We start from the raw sequence: 19,153 nt of genomic DNA, 5'->3' as shown, positions 1-19,153 counted from the left end.
ACCCTCACGCGGGGACGACCGCCGCACGCGGCAGAGGACTCAGGTCCCGCACCCTACGTCGGCGACCCCGACGAGAACCGCCGCAGCAGCGGCGACAGCACCAGCACGGACTTGGTCCGCTCCACGAACGGCTCGCCCGCGATCCGCTCCAGCACCCGTTCGAAGTGCCGCATGTCGGAGGCGAAGACCTGGGCGACCGCGTCCGCGTCCCCGGTGACGGTGGACGCGGACACGACCTCCTGGTACCGCTCGAGACCCCGCTGGATGGTCTCCGGGGAGGTGTTGCTGCGGCAGTAGATCTCGACGAACCCCTCCGTCTCCCAGCCGAGGGCTGCGGGGTCCACCCGCACGGTGAAACCGGTGATGGCCCCGGTGGCGCGCAGCCGGTCCACGCGCCGCTTGACGGCGGGCGCGGAGAGGCCGACGAGCTGCCCGATGTCCGCGTAGGAGCGGCGGGCGTCCTCGGCGAGGGCGTGCACGATGCGTTCGTCGAGATCGTTCAGCACTGCGGGTCGTTCACTTCGCTTCCGACGGGGCGGGGGCGGCGAGCCGGGAGCGGCGGTAGCCGTAGAGGAAGTAGAACACGAGCCCGACGGCCATCCAGACACCGAAGACGACCCAGGTGACGGTGGACAGGCTGCCCATCATCCACAGGCAGAAGCCGAAGCCGAGCGCGGGCAGCAGCGGGGACAGCGGGACCCGGAAGGAGCGCGGCATGTCGGGGCGGCTGCGGCGCAGCACGACCACGGCGACGTTGACCAGGGCGAAGGCGAAGAGGGTGCCGATGCTGGTGGCGTCGGCGAGCTGGCCGAGCGGGACGGCGGCGGCGAGCACACCGCAGAACAGGGAGACGATCAGGGTGTTGGCGCGGGGCGTGCCGGTGCGCGGGCTGACCTTGGCGAACACCTTGGGCACCAGTCCGTCGCGGGACATGGCGAACAGGATGCGGGTCTGGCCGTAGAGGACGGTGAGGACGACGCTGGCGATGGCGATGACGGCGCAGAACGCCAGCAGGGTGCCCCAGAAGCTCTGGCCGGTGACCTCGCGCATGATCTGGGCGAGGGCGGCCTCGGAGTCGGTGAACTGCCGCCACGGCTTGGCGCCCACGGCGACGGCGGCGACCAGGACGTACAGCGCGGTGATGATCGCGAGGGACAGCAGGATCGCGCGGGGCAGGTCGCGCTGCGGGTTCCTGGCCTCCTCACCGGCGGTGGAGGCGGCGTCGAAGCCGATGTACGAGAAGAACAGGGTGGCTCCGGCGGCGCTGACGCCGGCCATGCCGAGCGGCATGAAGTTCTCGTAGTTGCCGGAGCGGAAGCCCTGGACGCCGATGGCGCAGAACAGGATCAGGGCGCCGATCTTGACGACGACCATCACGGTGTTGGCGCGGGCGGACTCGCGGGCGCCGCCCAGCAGGAACGCCATGGCCAGCAGGACGACGATCAGCGCCGGGGCGTTGAAGACGCCGCCGTCGCCGGGCGGGGCGGACAGCGCGGCGGGCAGGGTGACGCCGATGGTGCCGTCGAGGAACTCGTTGAGGTACTCGCCCCAGCCGACGGCGACGGCCGCGACCGAGACGCCGTACTCCAGCATCAGACACCAGCCGCAGACCCAGGCGATCAGTTCGCCCATCGTTGCGTACGCATACGAGTACGAGGAGCCGGAGACGGGGATCGTGCCGGCCAGTTCCGCGTAGGAGAGGGCGGAGAAGAGGGCCGTCAGACCGGCGATGACGAAGGACAGCGTGACCGCAGGTCCGGCCTTGGGGACGGCCTCGCCGAGGACGACGAAGATGCCGGTGCCGAGGGTGGCGCCGATGCTGATCATGGTCAGCTGCCACAGTCCGAGGGAGCGGCGCAGATTGCCGCCCTCTCCGTGGCCGCCCTCGGCGACCAGGCGTTCCACCGGTTTGCGGCGCATCAGGCGCATGACCGTGCCCTCGGAGTGCGGGGCGGAGGGACCGCCGTTGTGCGGGGGTGCGCCATGGTCGAGCACGCGGTGACTCCTTGATCGCTGCCGGTCTTCCGCGGCCGGGGACCGACGGCATCCCGCGACAGCCGGGACCCGTCGAGCGGGGTCCCCGCCACACACGTACAGCGCGTAACCCTACGAGGTTCTTCGTTGCTGCTGAAATGCAGCAACCTTGCGCACCACCGCAAGATCATTGCGTTCCTCGAGGTGAGGCGGGTGTTCGTTGCGCCGGCCGTGTGGGCCGTTCCACACCCGCCCCACCGGACGGGTCAGCTCCAGCTGGCGTGGAGCGGCTTGCCCTCGGCGTAGCCGGCCGCGCTCTGGACGCCGACGACGGCCTTCTCGGCGAACTCCTCCAACGAGGCGGCGCCCGCGTAGGTGCAGGAGGAGCGGACGCCCGCGATGATCGAGTCGATCAGGTCCTCGACGCCGGGGCGCTCCGGGTCGAGGAACATGCGGGAGGTGGAGATGCCCTCCTCGAACAGCGCCTTGCGGGCGCGGTCGTAGGCGGACTCCTCGGAGGTGCGGTTGCGCACGGCGCGGGCGGAGGCCATGCCGAAGGACTCCTTGTAGGGGCGGCCGTTCGCGTCGTGCTGGAGGTCGCCCGGGGACTCGTAGGTTCCGGCGAACCAGGAGCCGATCATCACGTTGGAGGCGCCGGCCGCGAGGGCCATGGCCACGTCGCGCGGGTGACGGACGCCGCCGTCGGCCCACACGTGCCTGCCGTACTTCCTCGCCTCGGCGGCGCACTCCAGCACGGCGGAGAACTGCGGCCGGCCGACGCCGGTCATCATGCGGGTGGTGCACATGGCGCCGGGGCCCACGCCGACCTTCACGATGTCCGCGCCGGCCTCGATCAGGTCGCGGACGCCCTCGGCGGAGACGATGTTGCCGGCGACGACCGGCACCTGCGGGTCGAGCCCGCGGACCAGCCGGACGGCGTTGATCATCGACTCCTGGTGGCCGTGCGCGGTGTCGATGACGAGGGTGTCGACGCCGGCATCGAGGAGCTGCTTGGCCTTGCCGGCCACGTCGCCGTTGATGCCGACGGCGGCGGCGATGCGCAGCCGTCCCTGGGCGTCCGTCGCGGGCGTGTACAGGGTGGCGCGCAGGGCGCCCTTGCGGGTGAGGATGCCGGCCAGGCGGCCCTCGGCGTCCACGGCGGGCGCGTAGCGGCGGTTGGCGCCGTCGAGGGTGTTGAAGGCCTCGCGCGAGTCCATGCCGGCGTCGAGGAGGAGCAGGTCCTTGGACATGACCTCGTCGAGCTGGGTGAAGCGGTCCACGCCGGTGAGGTCGGCGTCGGTGACCACGCCGACCGGGCGGCGCTCCTCGTCGACGACCACGCCCGCGTTGTGCGCCCGCTTCGGCAGCAGGGACAGCGCGTCGGCGACGGTCTGGTGCGGGGCCAGCACGATCGGGGTGTCCAGCACCAGGTGGCGGGACTTCACCCAGGAGACGACCTCGGCGACGACCTCGATCGGGATGTCCTGCGGTATGACGACCAGTCCGCCGCGCCGGGCGACCGTCTCGGCCATGCGGCGGCCGGCGATCGCGGTCATGTTGGCGACGACCAGCGGGATCGTGGTGCCCGTGCCGTCGGGCGAGGTGAGGTCCACACCCTGCCGCGAGCCGACCGCGGAGCGGCTCGGCACCATGAAGACGTCGTCGTACGTCAGGTCGTACGGGGGCTGGATGTCGTTGAGGAAACGCACGTGCTGCACATCCCAGTCGATCAGAGGTGGCCCCCGGACAGGTCAGCCAGGGGGAAGAGCACGTACTTCATTCTCCCACGGCGACCGGAATGTCAGTCCCGGTCGGATCGTCCAGCCCGGTCGGGAAGGTGCTCGGCGGATCCTCCAACGGCGAGCGCCACGGTGAGCGCGGGGTCGCGTTCCGCGGCCTCGGCGAACACCTCCTGGGCGGTCGCCCACTCCTCGGGGCGGGCGTCGGCGTAGGCCCGCCAGCCGCGGACGACGAGCAGCAGTCCGCGTCCGTCGGCGCCCTCGGGCCAGACGGTACGGTCGGAGAGGGAGTCGGCGAGGGCGTCCCAGTTGCGGCCGAACCAGTCGGGCAGGCCGAGCGCGCGGGCGCAGCGGTCCATCAGGCCCGCCTTGTCGGTCACCCCGTCGAGGTCGAGGGGGACGACGAGCCGGCCGGTGAGGTCGTGGGTCATCTCAGTACCGCCGTGAACGATGCGTAGTGGTCGTCGGTGTAGTACGTCTCGCCGTTCCGGCCGGTGACGATGCGCCGGGCGCCCCGGTCGTCGGATCCGGGCGTGGGCACCGTGTACTCGCGGTAGTAGCCGCGCTCGTGCCGGGGCAGGAGCCCTTCGAAGTTGCCGAACACGGAGCCGTCCCGTTCGTAGGGGAACGGGCCGCCGTCGTCGACGAGTCGGAGGGTGCGGCGGGCCTCTGCGGGCAGCTCGGACGCCTCGGTGACGGGCATCCCCTCGGCCCAGGCGGGGATGCCGGTGCGGTCGTCTCCGGTGTCACCGCCGGACGAGCAGCCGGCCGCCGGCAGGGCGAGGAGCAGGCAGGCCAGGAGACGCGGGAGGAGGACCCGGAGCGGCGTCATGCGGCCGATGCTGCCAGTCTCCTCCCGGTCCCACACCCCGTCAGGGGCCGTCCGGGTCCGCGCGGTTGAGGGCGGAGCGCGGGGTGGGTCCGGCGGTCATCAGGTAGTCGGCGGCCGAGGTGTCGGTCACCAAACTGGTGACGAGGCCGGAGCGGAGCACCGCGTCGATGGCCGGTCCCTTGCGCTGGCCGCCGGCGATGGCGACGACCTCGGGCACCTTGCGCAGCTGGTCGGTCTTGACGGTGATGCAGCGCTCCCCCAGGTCGCGGCCGACCCGGCGCCCTTCGGCGTCGAAGAGGTGCGCGGACATCTCGGCGGCCACGCCGAGGGAGGCGTAGTGGGCGCGTTCCTCGTCGCTGAGCATGTCGTGCACCGTGGAGATGCCCGGCTCCCAGGAGCCGATGGACACGCAGGCGACGGTGACCTTGTCGAAGTACTCGAAGGCCCGCGCGATGCCCGTCTGGTGGCGCAGCGCCTCCGCGGTGGCGGCGTCCGGGAGCAGCATCGGCGCGTAGATGGGGTGGGCGTCGCCGCCCGACACCTGCGCGGCGCGGCGCACGGCCTCGACCGAGCCGCGCTCGGCCGTGCCCGCGTCGTAGACGCCGGTCAGCTGGACGACCGTGCAGGGCGGGAGCCGGTCCAGGGCCGCCGCCATGTGGATGGTGGAACGTCCCCAGGCGAGGCCGAGCACGTCGCCCTCGTTGACCAGCTCGCCGAGCAGGTCGGCGGCCACCTCGCCCAGGTTCTCGGGGTCGGGCGTCTCCTCGGCCTCGGCCGGGGACTCGACCACGACGGCGTGCCGCAGGCCGTAGCGGGCGCGGAGCGCGTCCGAGCGCTCGGCGTCCAGCTCGGCGGGCACACGGATCTCGATGCGTACCAGATCACGCTCGAGGGCGGTCTCCAGGACCCGGGCCACCTTGAAGCGGCTGACGCCGAACTCCTCGGCGATCTGGATCTTGGATTTGCCCTCGAGGTAGAAGCGGCGGGCCATGGCCGCCGCCTGCACCAGCTCAGCGGGTCCCATCCGCATGGCTGACCGGCCCGCCGACATACCCGACACGGCGATCTCCTCACTGCTGTTCACACTCTGGACTCGCCGTTCATCCTTGCAGATCCGGCGCTGTCGATCAGCCCTGCTGGCCGCCGTTCACGTATATGACGCTCAGTGGTCGTGCAACCACGACGCCTTCGACGTCGCCGCCTCGGCCTGCTTGCGCAGGGCACGGACCGCCTCGGCCGGGTCCGACGCCCCGTACACGGCGGATCCCGCGACGAAGACGTCCGCGCCGGCGTCGGCGCACTGCTCGATGGTCGAGGCCGACACACCGCCGTCGACCTGCAGCCACAGCTCCAGACCGTGCCTGCTGATCAGCTCACGGGTGCGGCGGATCTTCGGCAGCATGATGTCGAGGAACGCCTGCCCGCCGAAGCCCGGCTCAACCGTCATGATCAGCAGCATGTCCAGCTCGGACAGCAGATCCTCGTACGGCTCGATCGGCGTCGCCGGCCGCAGCGCCATGGAGGCGCGGGCGCCCTTGGCGCGGATCTCCCGGGCGAGCCGGACGGGCGCGGTGGCCGCCTCGACGTGGAACGTGACGGAGCCGGCCCCCGCCTCCACGTACTGCGGGGCCCAGCGGTCGGGCTCCTCGATCATCAGATGACAGTCCAGCGGCGTGTCCGTGGCCCGGGCGAGCGACTCCACGACCGGCACGCCGAGCGTCAGGTTCGGCACGAAGTGGTTGTCCATGACGTCGACGTGGAGCCAGTCGGCTCCCTCCACGGCCTTCGCCTCCTCGGCGAGCCGGGCGAAGTCGGCGGACAGAATGCTGGGACTGATCTGCGGGGCCATGCCCCAAGCGTATGCGCTGCGCCGCGCGGCGGTACGGACGGTCCGGGGACTGGGCAACGGCGGGCGGGGGCGCGGAGATCCGCGCCGCCTCACGCCGTCGTCAGGGTCCGCCCGTCGGCCTCCCGCACGGTCGAGCCGGCCGGGTCCGCCGGCCGATCGCAGGCGGGCTGCCCGGCCACCGCGCGCGAGATGCTGCGCGGGACCGCAGCCGGGTGGGCCCGACGGCACGGCATCTTCCGCCGGGGTCGCAGGGGCGGCGCCTGCGCCACCCTGTATCAGGCAGTACGGCGCAACAGCGCCAGATACATCGCGTCCGTGCCGTGGAGGTGGGGCCAGAGTTGGATGTCCGGGCCGTCGCCGAGGTCGGGGACGTCGGGAAGGAGGGGGCGGGCGTCGATCAGTTCGGCGTCCGGGAACTGCTTGAGAAGGTCCGCCACCACCGCCCGGGTCTCCGCGAGGTGCGGCGAGCAGGTCGCGTAGCCGACGACGCCGCCGACCCGTACGGACTCCAGGGCGGTGCGCAGCAGCCCGCGCTGGAGCGGCGCGAAGCCGTCCAGGTCCTCGGGGCGGCGACGCCAGCGCGCCTCGGGACGGCGGCGCAGGGCGCCGAGGCCGGTGCACGGCACGTCGACCAGCACGCGGTCGAAGCTGCCGGGCCGCCACGGCGGACGCGTCCCGTCGGCGGCGACCACCTGGTACGGGCCGGGGTTCCCGGCGAGCGCCTTGGCGACGAGGCCGGCCCTGTGCGGCTGCTTCTCGGAGGCGAGGAGAGAAGCCCCCCGCTCCGCGGCGAGCGCGCCGAGCAGCGCGGCCTTGCCGCCGGGGCCCGCGCACGCGTCCAGCCACCGCCGGTCCGGCCCCTCCACGGGCGCCGCCGCGAGCGCGAGCGCCACCAGCTGGCTGCCCTCGTCCTGGACCCCGGCCCTCCCCTCGGCGACCGCCGGGACCGCGCCGGGCTCCCCGCCCTCGGTGAGCCGCACCGCGTACGGGGACCAACGGCCGGGGACGGCCGCCTCCTCGGTGAGCAGCTCGTCGGTGGTGGACCGCCCGGGACGGGCGACCAGCGTCACCTCGGGCCGCTCGTTGTCGGCGCGCAGCAGCTCCTCCACGCCGGCACGTCCGCCGCCGAGGGAGTCCCACAGCGCGGAGACGACCCAGCGCGGGTGGGAGTGCACGACGGCGAGATGGTCCTCGGGGTCCTCGTCGTACGGCGGCGCGACCCGCTCCAGCCAGCCGTCCAGGTCGTCCTGGGCGATCTTCCGCAGCACGGCGTTGACGAACTTGGCGCGCCCGTCACCGAGCACCACCCGGGCCAGCTCGACGGTGGCCGACACGGCTGCGTGCGTCGGGATCCGCGTGCCGAGGAGCTGGTGCGCGCCGAGGCTCAGCACGTCCAGCACCGGCGGGTCCACCTCGCGCAGCGGCCGGTCCACGCAGGCCGCGACGATCGCGTCGTACGTGCCCTGGCGGCGCAGGGTGCCGTACACCAGCTCGGTGGCCAGCGCCGCGTCCCGCGCGTCGAACTTCTCGGGTCCCTCGCTCTCCCGCGCCTTGCGCAGCAGCGGGGGCAGGACGAGGTTGGCGTACGCGTCACGTTCGTCCACGGCCCGCAGCGCCTCGAAGGCGAGGATGCGGACGGGGTCCTTCTTGGGCCGGCGGTAGGGCTTGGCGGGCCTGCGGGGCCGACGGGGCTGGTCGCTCACGAAAAAGGTGCTCCGGATGTGGGTGGAAGTGCGCACTCCAGCCTACGGCTTGTGCGGGGAGGCGCCGGGGCCGTCAGTCGCCGAGGGTCTCCCCGGCCGCGATCCGCACCCCGCGGGCCCAGTCCGCGCCGCGCATCGGCTTCTTGCCCTGCGGCTGTACCCACAACAGCTCCACCGCGTACGAACCGGTCCCGACGTACACGTTGTTCTTCCCCGCGGAGAGCTGCCCGGGCGCCAGGTCCGTCCGCTCCGGTACCGGCCTGGCCTGGACGATCTTCAGCCGCTCGCCGCGGAAGGTGGTCCAGGCGCCGGGCGCGGGCGTGCAGCCGCGCACCACCCGGTCGACGCGCAGCGCCGGGGCGCGCCAGTCGACGCGCGCGTCCTCGACGTTGACCTTCGGGGCGAGGCTGATGCCCTCCGAGGGCTGCGGAACGGCCTTGAGCGTGCCGTCCTCGATGCCGTCCATGGTCGCGGCGAGCAGTCCGGCGCCGGCGAAGGCGAGCCGGGTGAGCAGGTCGCCGCTGGTGTCGGTGGGGCGGATCTCCTCGGTGACGGTGCCGTAGACGGGCCCGGAGTCCAGCCCCTCCTCGATGAGGAAGGTGGTGGCGCCGGTGATCTCGTCGCCCGCCATGATCGCGTGCTGCACGGGGGCCGCGCCGCGCCAGGCCGGGAGCAGAGAGAAGTGCAGGTTGACCCAGCCGTGGGCGGGGATGTCGAGGGCGGCCTTGGGCAGCAGCGCGCCGTAGGCGACGACGGGGCAGCAGTCGGGGGCGATCTCCCTCAGCCGCTCCAGGAAGTCGGGGTCCTTCGGCCTGTTCGGCTTCAGCACCTCGATGCCGGCCTCCTCCGCCCGCTCGGCGACCGGCGAGGCGACCATCCGGCGGCCGCGTCCGGCAGGCGCGTCGGGCCGCGTGACGACGGCGGCGACCTCGTGCCGCCCGGAGGCGAGAAGAGCGTCCAGTGCGGGAACGGCGACCTCGGGGGTACCGGCGAAGACGAGCTTCATGGGGTGCGGAGGGCCTCTCGGGCGGGAACGGTTCGGGCGACGCACCAGTCTATGGGGCGGGCCTCGGGCGTGGACGCAGGGAGAGGCCGTCGCGTCCGGGCGGCCGGGCTCACGGTGCAGGAACGTTCCGAGCTGGGGACCGTCCCGTGCGCGCCGATTCCGGCGGGGGCGTACGCATATGCCGCCGCGCCCCAGCCCGTGACCCGGGGACCGAAACGGCGTTGGTCAAGAAAGAGTTGACCACGGGCCCCGACGGGGTCCATTCCTTTCAACGCCGGTTCGAGAGGCTTGTTCATGGCCGACCACGCAACCCACGACGCCCAGGCTCGGGCCAGCCTGCACTTGCTGGTGCGGGACATCGAGCGGGTCCGCCGGCAGGTGGACGCACTGCGCACGCTCACCGCCCAGCTCGGCAACGTCTACCGCCCGCGCCGCTCCGGTCCCTCCACGGGCTTCGTCGTCTACGGACGAGCCCCCGCCCCGACCGTCCGTCTCGCCCAGGAACTGCGGGACAGCGTCGAGACCCTGGTCACGGCCGCGGTGGACTTCGACCGCTCCCTGGGCTTCTCGTGGGACGCGGTGGGCTCGGCGCTCGGGGTCACCAAGCAGGCCGTCCACCGCCGGTACGGCGCGCGGCGCGCCGCCGCCGCGCAGGCGGCGGCCACCGCCGAGGGCGAGCGGGCGCCGGAGTCGTCGGGGTCGCGCACGGTCAACGTCGGGTCCGGCGTGACCACGGTGCCGACCGTACCGGCGGCCCGTGCGATGCCGACCCAGCCGACGGCGGGCAGCCCGTCCCTCCGGGACGACCCGCGCCCCACGGCCTTTCCGACCCCCCGCAACGGCTGACCTCGCCGACGCCCTCCCACCGCCGTCCTGGGAGGGCGTGCAGGCTTTTCCGGGGCAGTCGCAGCGCCGGGTGCGGGTAGTCCGTGGCTGGTCGCGCAGTTCCCAGCGCCCCTGAGGGGCGCTGCCCCCGCCGCCGTCGCGGGCAGTAGTGCCTCCCCCAGTGCCTTAAGGGTCTGGGAGGTGCCCCCAGGGCGATGGGGGTACCTCCCGCTCGAGCGAAGCCGAGAGTGGGGGAGGGTGGGCGCGGCGGCACCCCGACGGAGGGCCAGCCGAGTAGCCCCGGCCAGCCACACACGCGTTACCCGATGTCCGCCGGATCGATCCGCACCCACACCGGTGTGCTCCCGCCCCGAGCCATCCTCGCCGCCTGCGCAGCCTTCAGCGCGCTCGCCAGCGCAGCCCCATGCCCCGGGGGCACGCGGATCAGCGCACGCTCCCACTGCTCGCCCGGCGGAGGCGCCCCCGGCCGACGCGGCCGCCCCGCCGGAGTCACCGGCACCGGCACAGGCCCCAGCACCTCCGCGCTGGCCGGCAGCTCCACCGCGCCGAGGAACTCGGCCACCGCCTCCCCCGGCCCCGCCACCGCCGCCATCCGCGACACGGGCGGAAACCCGAGCTCCCCCCGCTCCGCCAACTCCCGCACCGCGAATCCCGCCGGATCCCACCGCACCAGCGCCTGCACCGGCCGCAGCGTCGGCTCGGCGACCACGACCACCGTCCCGCCCGCCGTCTGCGGCCGCACGAGCGCCGCCGCGCCCATCCACCGCCGCAGCGCGTCCTCCCCGGCCCGCAGGTCGGGCCGGCTCAGCATGGCCCAGCCGTCCAGCAGCAGCGCCGCCGCGTACCCGCCTTCCGCGACCGGCTCCGCGCCCGGCGTGCTCACCACGACCGCCGGCGCCCCCGGCACCGTGTCCAGCACATGCTCCCGCCCCGACGTCCGCACCGGCACCGCCGGGAACGCCCGCCCCAGCTCCTCGGCGGTCCGCCGCGCCCCCACCACCTGCGCCCGCAGCCGGAACCCCCCGCACTCGGGACAGTGCCAGCCGCCCTCGGTGCGCCCGCACCATCCGCACCGCAGATCGTCCGAGCCGTGCGCCTCCAAGGGCCCCGAGCAATGGCGGCACCGCGCCGGCGCCCGGCACGTCGCACACGCCATCCGCGGGACGTAACCACGCCTCGGCACCTGGACCAGCACCGGCCCGTGCCGCAGTCCCTCCCGAACGGCCTGCCAGGCGAGCGTCGGCAGCCGGGCGGCGCGGGCGGCCTCGTCCCGCGCGAGGTCCTGGTCGCCGACCGTCCGCACCAGCGGCGCGGCCGCCCGCACCCGCTCCCGCGCTGCCTGCAAGGGCCGCGCCCAGCCGGTGTCCACGAGCTGCGCCGCCTCCACCGTGCAGCTCCAGCCGCCCAGCAGGAAGCCGCACCGGTCCTGCGCGGCCCGCAGGAGCAGCACCTCCCGGGCATGCGGCTGTGGCGCGTGCTGCTCGCTGAGGTTGTCGTCGCCGTCGTCCCACACCGCGACCAGCCCGAGGTCCCGCACCGGGGCGAACATCGCCGCCCGCGTCCCGATCACCGCCCGCACCGACCCGCGCCGTACGGCGAGCCACTGGGCGTACCGCTTCTCCGGTCCCGCGTCGGCGGTGAGCACCGCGTGCCGGCCCTCCCCCAGCAGCTCGGTCAGCGCGGCGTCGAGCCGGGCCACGGCCCGCCCGTCCGGCAGGACGACCAGCGCGCCGCGCCCCGAGGACAGGGTCGCCGCGACCGCGCGGGCGATCTCCTCGCACCACAGCGGCCCGGGCAGGGCGTTCCACACCGCGCGCGGGCTGCCGCCCGTGGCCAGGGACTCCAGGAAGGCCGGACCCTGCTCATACCGCTCCCAGGACCCTGCCGCCGGAGCCGGAGGCGGGGGCAGCGGGTCCGGTGAGCGGCGCTGCTCGGCGCGGGCGTTGCGCGGCGGCACCGCGAGCTGGAGGACGTCGGCGAGGCTGCCCGCGTACCGGTCGGCGACCGCGCGGGCGAGGCCCAGCAGCTCCTCGTCGAGGACCCGCTCGGGCGAGACGACCTGGGCCAGCGCGGCAAGGGGGCCGGAGTAGTCGGACTCGGCGCGGCGCTCGATCAGGAACCCGTCGATCAGGCCGCCGCCCTCGCGCCGCCCGTCCCGCACGCGGTGCCGGCCGGCGCCGAAACGCACCCGCACCCGGACACCCGGCTGGGCGTCCGCGTCCAGCTCCTCGGGGACGGCGTAGTCGAAGTAGCGGTCGAGGTGGAGGACGCCCTTGTCGACGAGGACGCGGGCGACGGGGAGGTTCTTGGCGAGGGCGGCGCCGCGCCAGGTGCGGGGTTTCGCGCGGGGGGCCTTGGACTGCCGGACGGTCTCCCGGATGAGCGCGAGCTGCTCGGGGGGCGCGCCTTGCGCGTCCCCGCCGGTGTGTCCGTCCTCGCTGCTCACCCCTGCATTGTTCCAAACCCGACTGACAACACCGCCGCCCGCAGCGACCACCCCTCAGGGGCGCGGGGAACTGCGCGACCGGCCACCTACGACCCGCACCCGGCGTTGAAGGGGTGCCGCTGCGCCCCCTCCCCCACTCTCGGCTTCGCTCGAGCGGGAGGTACCCCCGTCGCCCTGGGTGCACCTCCCAGGCCCTGAAGGCACTGGGGGAGGCACGACTGCCCGCAGCTAGGGCGGCCGGCCAGCCCGCAGCGGCGGCGGGGCCTTGTCAGCGGGCCGCGGCGAAACCCCTCAGGGGCGCGGGGAACTGCGCGACCGGCCACCTACGACCCGCACCCGGCGTTGAACGGCCGCGGCCCGTACGCGAAACGCAGCGAGGCCCGGAACGCTCCCCAAAGGGAGCCGTACCGGGCCTCGGCCGAAAACAGCCCGTGGGCTACAGCCCCGCGGCCTTCCGCAGCGCGTCCACGCGGTCCGTCCGCTCCCACGTGAAGTCCGGCAGCTCACGGCCGAAGTGACCGTAGGCAGCGGTCTGCGCGTAGATCGGACGCAGCAGGTCCAGGTCGCGGATGATCGCGGCGGGGCGCAGGTCGAAGACCTCGTCGATCGCCCGCTCGATCCTCTCCACGTCGACCTTGGCCGTGCCGAAGGTCTCCACGAACAGACCCACCGGCTCGGCCTTGCCGATCGCGTACGCGACCTGCACCTCGCAGCGGGCGGCCAGGCCGGCCGCGACCACGTTCTTGGCGACCCAGCGCATCGCGTACGCGGCCGAGCGGTCCACCTTGGACGGGTCCTTGCCGGAGAAGGCGCCGCCGCCGTGGCGGGCCATGCCGCCGTAGGTGTCGATGATGATCTTCCGGCCGGTGAGGCCGGCGTCGCCCATCGGGCCGCCGATCTCGAAGCGGCCGGTCGGGTTCACCAGCAGGCGGTAGTTCTCGGTGTCGAGCTTGATCCCGTCCTCGAGCAGCGCCTTCAGCTCCGGCTCCACGACGAACTCACGGATGTCGGGGGCGAGCAGCGACTCCAGGTCGATGTCGGAGGCGTGCTGCGAGGAGACGACGACGGTGTCCAGACGGACCGCCTTGTCGCCGTCGTACTCGATGGTGACCTGGGTCTTGCCGTCCGGGCGCAGGTAGGGGATGGTCCCGTTCTTGCGGACGTCGGACAGGCGCTTGGACAGGCGGTGCGCCAGGAAGATCGGCAGCGGCATCAGCGTCGGCGTCTCGTCCGTCGCGTAGCCGAACATCAGGCCCTGGTCGCCCGCGCCCTGGCGGTCCAGCTCGTCGTCGTCGCCCTCGACCCGGGTCTCGTACGCCGTGTCGACGCCCTGGGCGATGTCCGGGGACTGCGCGCCGATCGACACGGAGACGCCGCAGGAGGCGCCGTCGAAGCCCTTCTTCGAGGAGTCGTAACCGATCTCCAGGATCTTGCTGCGCACCAGCGTCGCGATGTCCGCGTACGTCTTGGTGGTGACCTCGCCGGCCACGTGCACGAGGCCGGTGGTGATCAGGGTCTCGACGGCGACCCGGGAGGTCGGGTCCTCGCGGAGCAGCGCGTCGAGAATGGTGTCGCTGATCTGGTCAGCGATCTTGTCGGGGTGACCCTCGGTCACGGACTCCGAGGTGAACAGACGACGGGACACAATGCTCCCTGGGGTTGCAGCGGCTGCTGGCTGATCATGGGCGAACGGCGGGGGCTGCACCCGACGCCGTCGGTGGAACAGTTTATCGGTCGTACGTCGCCACGGGTCCCCCCGTCTCGCCTCGCGAGAGCGCTGTGACCTGCGGCACGGGCATTCTCTCCGGGCGGGGCGCGGTTCGCCAGAGGCGCCACACCCCGGATGGAGGCGTTCCGGGGAGCCGGGTCACGGATGAGCCATTCATGCGAGACGCTCGGCGACGAGGTCCCACACCGTGTCGGCGAGGGCTTCTTTCGGCCCGTGCGGCACGGGCGTCTCACTGCCGTCGGCGCCCAGCACCACGGCCTCGTTGGTCTCGGAACCAAAGGTCTTCGCCTCGCCCACCTCGTTCACCACGAGGAGGTCGCACCCCTTGCGCTTCAGCTTGGCGCGGCCGTTGGCGAGGACGTCGTCGGTCTCCGCGGCGAAGCCCACGATCACCTGTCCGGACCTCACCCGGTCGCCGGACACCTCGGCGAGAATGTCCGGATTCCGTACCAGGGTGATGGGCGCCGGCTCCTGGTCGTCCTTCTTCTTGATCTTCCCGGCCGCGTACACGGCGGGACGGAAGTCGGCGACGGCGGCGGCCATGACGATCGCGTCGGCGTCGCGTGCGGCGCCGAGGACGGCCTCGCGCAGCTCCACGGCCGTGCCGACGCGGACGACGTCGACGCCGGCCGGGTCGGGCAGCGCGGTGTTGGCGGCGATCAGGGTGACGCGGGCGCCGCGGGCGGCGGCGGTGCGGGCGAGGGCGTAGCCCTGCTTGCCGGAGGAGCGGTTGCCGAGGAAGCGGACCGGGTCGAGGGGCTCGCGGGTGCCTCCGGCGCTGACGACGACGTGCCGTCCGGCGAGGTCGGGGGCGGTGGCGCCGCGGGCGAGGACGCGGCGGCAGACCTCGAAGATCTCGGTCGGGTCGGGCAGCCGGCCCTTGCCGGTGTCGACGCCGGTGAGGCGGCCGACGGCGGGCTCGACGACGACGGCGCCGCGGGCGCGCAGCGTGGCCACGTTCTCCTGGGTGGCCGGGTGCTCCCACATCTCCGTGTGCATGGCGGGGGCGAAGACCACCGGGCAGCGCGCGGTGAGGAGGGTGTTGGTGAGGAGGTCGTCGGCGAGGCCGTGGGCGGCCTTGGCGAGCATGTCGGCCGTGGCGGGCGCGACGACGACCAGGTCGGCGTGCTGTCCGATGCGGACGTGTGGCACCTCGTGGACGTCGTCCCAGACCTCGGTGGAGACCGGGTTGCCGGACAGGGCGGACCAGGTGGCGGCGCCGACGAAGTGCAGCGCGGAGGCGGTGGGGACGACGCGCACGTCGTGTCCCGACTCGGTGAGCCGCCTCAGCAGCTCACAGGCCTTGTAGGCGGCGATGCCGCCGCTGACCCCCAGAACGACCTTGGGCTTGTCCACCGTCTCTCCCCGCACTCCGGAATCCTGCTTCCCTCACCCATGAGAACACCACAGGCCCGGCAGACGTCTGCCGGGCCTGTGGAAAAGTCAGCTGCGAGCTGATGGTACGACGTACTGACCGATCACTGGTTGGGGCCGTCGACGGCCTCGGAGGTCAGCAGTCCCGCGTTGATCTCGCGCAGCGCGATCGACAGCGGCTTCTCGTGGACGTGGGTGTCGACGAGAGGACCGACGTACTCGAGCAGGCCTTCGCCGAGCTGCGAGTAGTACGCGTTGATCTGGCGGGCCCGCTTGGCCGCGTAGATCACGAGGCTGTACTTCGAGTCCGTGGCCTCGAGGAGCTCGTCGATCGGCGGGTTGATGATGCCCTCGGGCGCGGAGATGGAAGAGGACACGCTCTACCTTCCGATGGATGGGAAAGATTCAGTCGTTCCGACCGGTGGACGGTCGTCCACGATCACACGACGTTCATCAAGGCTAGCAGCTCGCGGGCTACCTCCTCGACGGAGGTGTTGACCAGGGTCGTGTCAAACTCCGGTTCGGCCGCGAGCTCGGTCCGGGCGGCCTCCAGCCGGCGCTCGATGACCTCGGGCGACTCGGTGCCCCGGCCGGTGAGCCTGCGGACCAGCTCCTCCCAGGAGGGAGGGGCCAGGAACACGAGCAGGGCGTCGGGCATGGACTCGCGGACCTGCCGCGCGCCCTGGAGGTCGATCTCCAGGAGCACGGGCACACCCGCCTCCAGGTGCTCCAGCACCGCCGCGCGGGGCGTGCCGTAGCGGTTCCCCGCGAACTCCGCCCACTCGAGCAGCTCGCCGTTGGCGATCAGCTTGTCCATCTCCTCGTCGGTGACGAAGAAGTAGTGGACGCCGTGCTGTTCTCCGGGGCGGGGCTTGCGGGTCGTCGCCGACACCGAGAGCCAGACCTCGGGGTGCTCCTTGCGCATATGCGCGACGACCGTGCTCTTGCCGACCCCGGAGGGGCCGGAGAGCACGGTCAGTCGCGGACGTTCGTCCGGGGGTACGGGGGTCGCCCCCCGGGGTGTTGCTGCCATGCGGCGATTATTCCAGCAATCGCGGGGTGCCCGGGACGCCGGTCCCGGGACGCCCGTGACTCAGGAGCCGGCGCCGCCGAACTCGCGCTCAAGGGAGGCGATCTGGTTCGAACCGAGACCCCGCACGCGGCGGCTCTCGGAGATCCCCAGACGCTCCATGATCTGCTTGGCGCGGACCTTGCCCACGCCCGGCAGGGACTCGAGCAGGGCGGAGACCTTCATCTTGCCGATGACGTCGTTCTCCTGGCCCTGCTTGATGACCTCGTGCAGGGAGGCGCCGGAGTGCTTGAGTCGATTCTTGACCTCGGCCCGCTCCCGGCGAGCCGCGGCGGCCTTTTCGAGCGCGGCTGCGCGCTGTTCAGGGGTAAGGGGCGGAAGAGCCACGCCTACGTCACCTCGGATGTCGAACTGTCGGATACGGACCGGTGAGGAACCTAGTCGCCCCACACCTGGGGAGTCACGAGCAACACGTGCCGCCCGTTCACTCTCCGTCGGAGACTAGCGGCCATCGCGCCCTGAGTCAGCGAGAACAGCGGAAAAGTCCTGGTCAGCCTCCGCCAGGACCGACATTTCGGACATAATTCCTCGGATTTGAGGGTGTATCCAGAGTGCGACGACCACGGACTCCCCTTGTGGGGCCTCTCAGGCGGACGTCAGCGCGGCGCGGATCTCGTCCGCGAACCGCTCCGAGGCGTCACGCAGAGCGACCGTCTCGGGACCGTGGCGCAACACTCCCCGGCTGACGTTCGGCACGACGTTGCGCACCGCACGCCCGAACACCGACGGAAGGTCCCCCGGCGTCGCCCCCTGCGCCCCGATACCCGGCGCCAGGATCGGCCCTCCCATGTCGAGGTCGTACGAGGAGAGGTCGCCGAGGGTGGCGCCGACCACCGCGCCGAAGGAGCCCAGCGGCTCCTCCCCCGCGTTCTCCAGCGCGAGGTGGCCGAGGACCGTCGCGCCGACCGTGCGCCCGTCGGCGCGCACCGCGTGCTGCACCTCGCCGCCCTCCGGGTTGGAGGTGAGCGCCAGCACGAAGAGACCGGCGCCGGACTCCCGCGCCAAGGCGACGGCGGGGCTCAGCGAGCCGTAACCGAGGTACGGGGAGACGGTCAGCGCGTCGGAGAAGAGCGGCGCGTCCTTGTGCAGGAACGCCTCCGCGTAGGCGGCCATGGTCGAACCGATGTCGCCGCGCTTGGCGTCCATGACGACCAGCGCGCCGGCCTCCCGGGCCTCCCGCACGGTGGTCTCCAGCACGGCGAGGCCGCGCGAGCCGAACCGTTCGAAGAAGGCGCTCTGCGGCTTGAGCACGGCGACCCGGTCGGCCACTGCCTCGACCACCGTGCGGCTGAAGCGCTCGAGGCCGTCGACGTTGTCGCCCAGGCCCCACTCGGACAGCAGGGAGGCGTGCGGGTCGATGCCCACGCACAGCGGGCCCCGCTCGTCCATCGCGCGGCGCAGCCGTGCGCCGAAGGGTTCGAGTCCGGTCATGCGGAGGTCCTCACGTCGGCGCCCACCGCGTCGGCGAGCGTGGTGTAGGGGCTGGTGCGCAGCCGCGCGGCGAGCCCCTTGTGGATGGAGCGGGCCCAGAAGGGGCCCTGGTAGATGAAGGCGCTGTACCCCTGGACCAGCGTGGCGCCGGCCAGGATGCGCTGCCAGGCGTCCTCGGCGTTCTCGATGCCGCCGACCCCGACCAGGGTGATCCGGTCGCCCACGCGCGCGTAGAGGCGGCGCAGCACCTCCAGGGAGCGGGCCTTGAGGGGCGCGCCGGACAGTCCGCCGGTCTCCTGGACCAGGGCCGGGTCGGAGGTCAGGCTGAGGCCCTCGCGGGCGACGGTGGTGTTGGTGGCGATGATCCCGTCGAGACCGAGTTCCACGGCGAGGTCGGCGACGGCGTCGATGTCCTCGTCGGCCAGGTCGGGGGCGATCTTCACCAGGAGCGGCACCCGGCGGGCCGGGACCGCGCGGTCGGCGGCCTCGCGCACCGCGGTGAGCAGCGGGCGGAGCTGGTCCACGGCCTGGAGGCTGCGCAGGCCCGGGGTGTTCGGGCTGGAGACGTTGACGACGAGGTAGTCGGCGTGGGGCGCGAGCCGCTCGGCGGACTTCACGTAGTCGGCGGCGGCCTCGGACTCCGGGACGACCTTGGTCTTGCCGATGTTGACGCCCACGACCGTCCGGAACACCGGCCTGCGCGAGGCCAGGCGGGCGGCGACGGCGAGCGAGCCGTCGTTGTTGAAGCCCATGCGGTTGATCAGCGCGCGGTCGGGGACCAGGCGGAACAGCCGCTTCTTGGGATTGCCGGGCTGCGGCTCGCCGGTCACGGTGCCGATCTCGACATGGTCGAAGCCGACCATCGCGAGGCCGTCGATGCCGACGGCGTTCTTGTCGAAGCCGGCGGCCAGGCCGAAGGGGCTGTGCAGGCGCAGTCCGAGCGCCTCGGTGCGCAGTTCCTCGTACCGGGGGGCGAGCAGGGCGGCGACGAAGGTGCGCAGCACGGGGACGCGGGCGACGCGGCGGATCCAGCGGAAGGCCAGGTGGTGGGCCTCCTCCGGGTCCATCCGGGAGAAGAGCAGGGTGAAGAGAATCCTGTACATGGTGTCCTCATGGAGAGGGGGACACCGTTTC

General features: G+C 73.0%; 18 protein-coding genes. 1 reads left to right on the top strand and 17 read right to left on the bottom strand.

The window, feature by feature from the left end; all coding sequences use genetic code 11:
* Positions 1–53: 53 nt before the first annotated feature.
* The 9 genes from ACQY0Z_RS18600 to fmt form a co-directional block, all read right to left on the bottom strand.
* Positions 54–506, bottom strand: a complete 453-nt coding sequence (locus ACQY0Z_RS18600; RefSeq protein WP_019523726.1) for an Lrp/AsnC family transcriptional regulator — start codon at positions 504–506, stop codon at positions 54–56.
* A 10-nt stretch (positions 507–516) separates the two neighbouring features.
* Positions 517–1,995, bottom strand: a complete 1,479-nt coding sequence (locus ACQY0Z_RS18595; RefSeq protein ID WP_439812550.1) for an amino acid permease — start codon at positions 1,993–1,995, stop codon at positions 517–519.
* Between the two features lie 245 nt (positions 1,996–2,240).
* Complete coding sequence (locus ACQY0Z_RS18590) at positions 2,241–3,683, bottom strand: GuaB1 family IMP dehydrogenase-related protein (protein ID WP_439813371.1); 1,443 nt, start codon at positions 3,681–3,683, stop codon at positions 2,241–2,243.
* Positions 3,684–3,775: 92 nt separating this feature from the next.
* The gene (locus ACQY0Z_RS18585) at positions 3,776–4,144 is read right to left on the bottom strand and encodes a barstar family protein (RefSeq protein WP_189901253.1); all 369 of its coding nucleotides are present in this window, start codon (positions 4,142–4,144) and stop codon (positions 3,776–3,778) included.
* The gene (locus tag ACQY0Z_RS18580) at positions 4,141–4,545 is read right to left on the bottom strand and encodes a ribonuclease domain-containing protein (RefSeq protein ID WP_347225680.1); all 405 of its coding nucleotides are present in this window, start codon (positions 4,543–4,545) and stop codon (positions 4,141–4,143) included. The genes ACQY0Z_RS18585 and ACQY0Z_RS18580 overlap by 4 nt, the downstream gene beginning before the upstream one ends.
* A 40-nt stretch (positions 4,546–4,585) precedes the next feature.
* A complete protein-coding gene (locus ACQY0Z_RS18575; protein WP_019523731.1) occupies positions 4,586–5,629 on the bottom strand; it encodes a sugar-binding transcriptional regulator in 1,044 nt (347 codons plus the stop codon).
* A gap of 78 nt (positions 5,630–5,707) precedes the next feature.
* Positions 5,708–6,394, bottom strand: coding sequence for a ribulose-phosphate 3-epimerase (rpe, locus tag ACQY0Z_RS18570; RefSeq protein WP_347225679.1), 687 nt, complete (start codon positions 6,392–6,394; stop codon positions 5,708–5,710).
* Between the two features lie 275 nt (positions 6,395–6,669).
* The gene (locus ACQY0Z_RS18565; protein WP_189901258.1) at positions 6,670–8,097 is read right to left on the bottom strand and encodes a transcription antitermination factor NusB; all 1,428 of its coding nucleotides are present in this window, start codon (positions 8,095–8,097) and stop codon (positions 6,670–6,672) included.
* Between the two features lie 73 nt (positions 8,098–8,170).
* Complete coding sequence (fmt, locus tag ACQY0Z_RS18560) at positions 8,171–9,103, bottom strand: methionyl-tRNA formyltransferase (RefSeq protein ID WP_189901260.1); 933 nt, start codon at positions 9,101–9,103, stop codon at positions 8,171–8,173.
* Between the two features lie 294 nt (positions 9,104–9,397).
* Between fmt and ACQY0Z_RS18555 the strand changes: the two genes are divergently transcribed.
* Entirely contained in the window at positions 9,398–9,949 is a 552-nt protein-coding gene (locus tag ACQY0Z_RS18555; RefSeq protein WP_189901262.1) for a hypothetical protein, read from the top strand.
* A 298-nt stretch (positions 9,950–10,247) separates the two neighbouring features.
* On the opposite strand, the gene ACQY0Z_RS18550 is transcribed toward ACQY0Z_RS18555, so the two are convergent.
* From ACQY0Z_RS18550 to ACQY0Z_RS18515, 8 genes are all read right to left on the bottom strand, one after another.
* On the bottom strand, positions 10,248–12,395 hold the full coding sequence (locus ACQY0Z_RS18550; protein WP_189901263.1) for a primosomal protein N': 2,148 nt from the start codon (positions 12,393–12,395) through the stop codon (positions 10,248–10,250).
* Positions 12,396–12,831: 436 nt separating this feature from the next.
* Complete coding sequence (metK, locus tag ACQY0Z_RS18545) at positions 12,832–14,040, bottom strand: methionine adenosyltransferase (RefSeq protein WP_189901265.1); 1,209 nt, start codon at positions 14,038–14,040, stop codon at positions 12,832–12,834.
* A 237-nt stretch (positions 14,041–14,277) separates the two neighbouring features.
* Positions 14,278–15,480 (bottom strand): bifunctional phosphopantothenoylcysteine decarboxylase/phosphopantothenate--cysteine ligase CoaBC, encoded by a 1,203-nt coding sequence (gene coaBC / locus ACQY0Z_RS18540; RefSeq protein WP_347225678.1) that lies wholly within the window; start codon positions 15,478–15,480, stop codon positions 14,278–14,280.
* 122 nt (positions 15,481–15,602) lie between these two features.
* Entirely contained in the window at positions 15,603–15,875 is a 273-nt protein-coding gene (rpoZ, locus tag ACQY0Z_RS18535) for a DNA-directed RNA polymerase subunit omega (RefSeq protein WP_006131222.1), read from the bottom strand.
* Positions 15,876–15,937: 62 nt separating this feature from the next.
* Positions 15,938–16,531, bottom strand: coding sequence for a guanylate kinase (gene gmk / locus ACQY0Z_RS18530; RefSeq protein ID WP_189901268.1), 594 nt, complete (start codon positions 16,529–16,531; stop codon positions 15,938–15,940).
* 60 nt (positions 16,532–16,591) lie between these two features.
* Positions 16,592–16,915, bottom strand: coding sequence for an integration host factor (locus tag ACQY0Z_RS18525; protein WP_189901270.1), 324 nt, complete (start codon positions 16,913–16,915; stop codon positions 16,592–16,594).
* A 258-nt stretch (positions 16,916–17,173) separates the two neighbouring features.
* Positions 17,174–18,019 (bottom strand): orotidine-5'-phosphate decarboxylase, encoded by an 846-nt coding sequence (pyrF, locus tag ACQY0Z_RS18520; protein ID WP_189901272.1) that lies wholly within the window; start codon positions 18,017–18,019, stop codon positions 17,174–17,176.
* Complete coding sequence (locus ACQY0Z_RS18515; protein WP_439812549.1) at positions 18,016–19,122, bottom strand: quinone-dependent dihydroorotate dehydrogenase; 1,107 nt, start codon at positions 19,120–19,122, stop codon at positions 18,016–18,018. Before ACQY0Z_RS18515 ends, pyrF begins: the two co-directional genes overlap by 4 nt.
* Positions 19,123–19,153: the final 31 nt, after the last annotated feature.

Source organism: Streptomyces sp. P9-2, from assembly GCF_051903975.1.
In the GTDB taxonomy this organism is placed as follows: domain Bacteria; phylum Actinomycetota; class Actinomycetes; order Streptomycetales; family Streptomycetaceae; genus Streptomyces; species Streptomyces cellulosae.
This window is presented reverse-complemented; position numbering and strand designations above follow the sequence as displayed.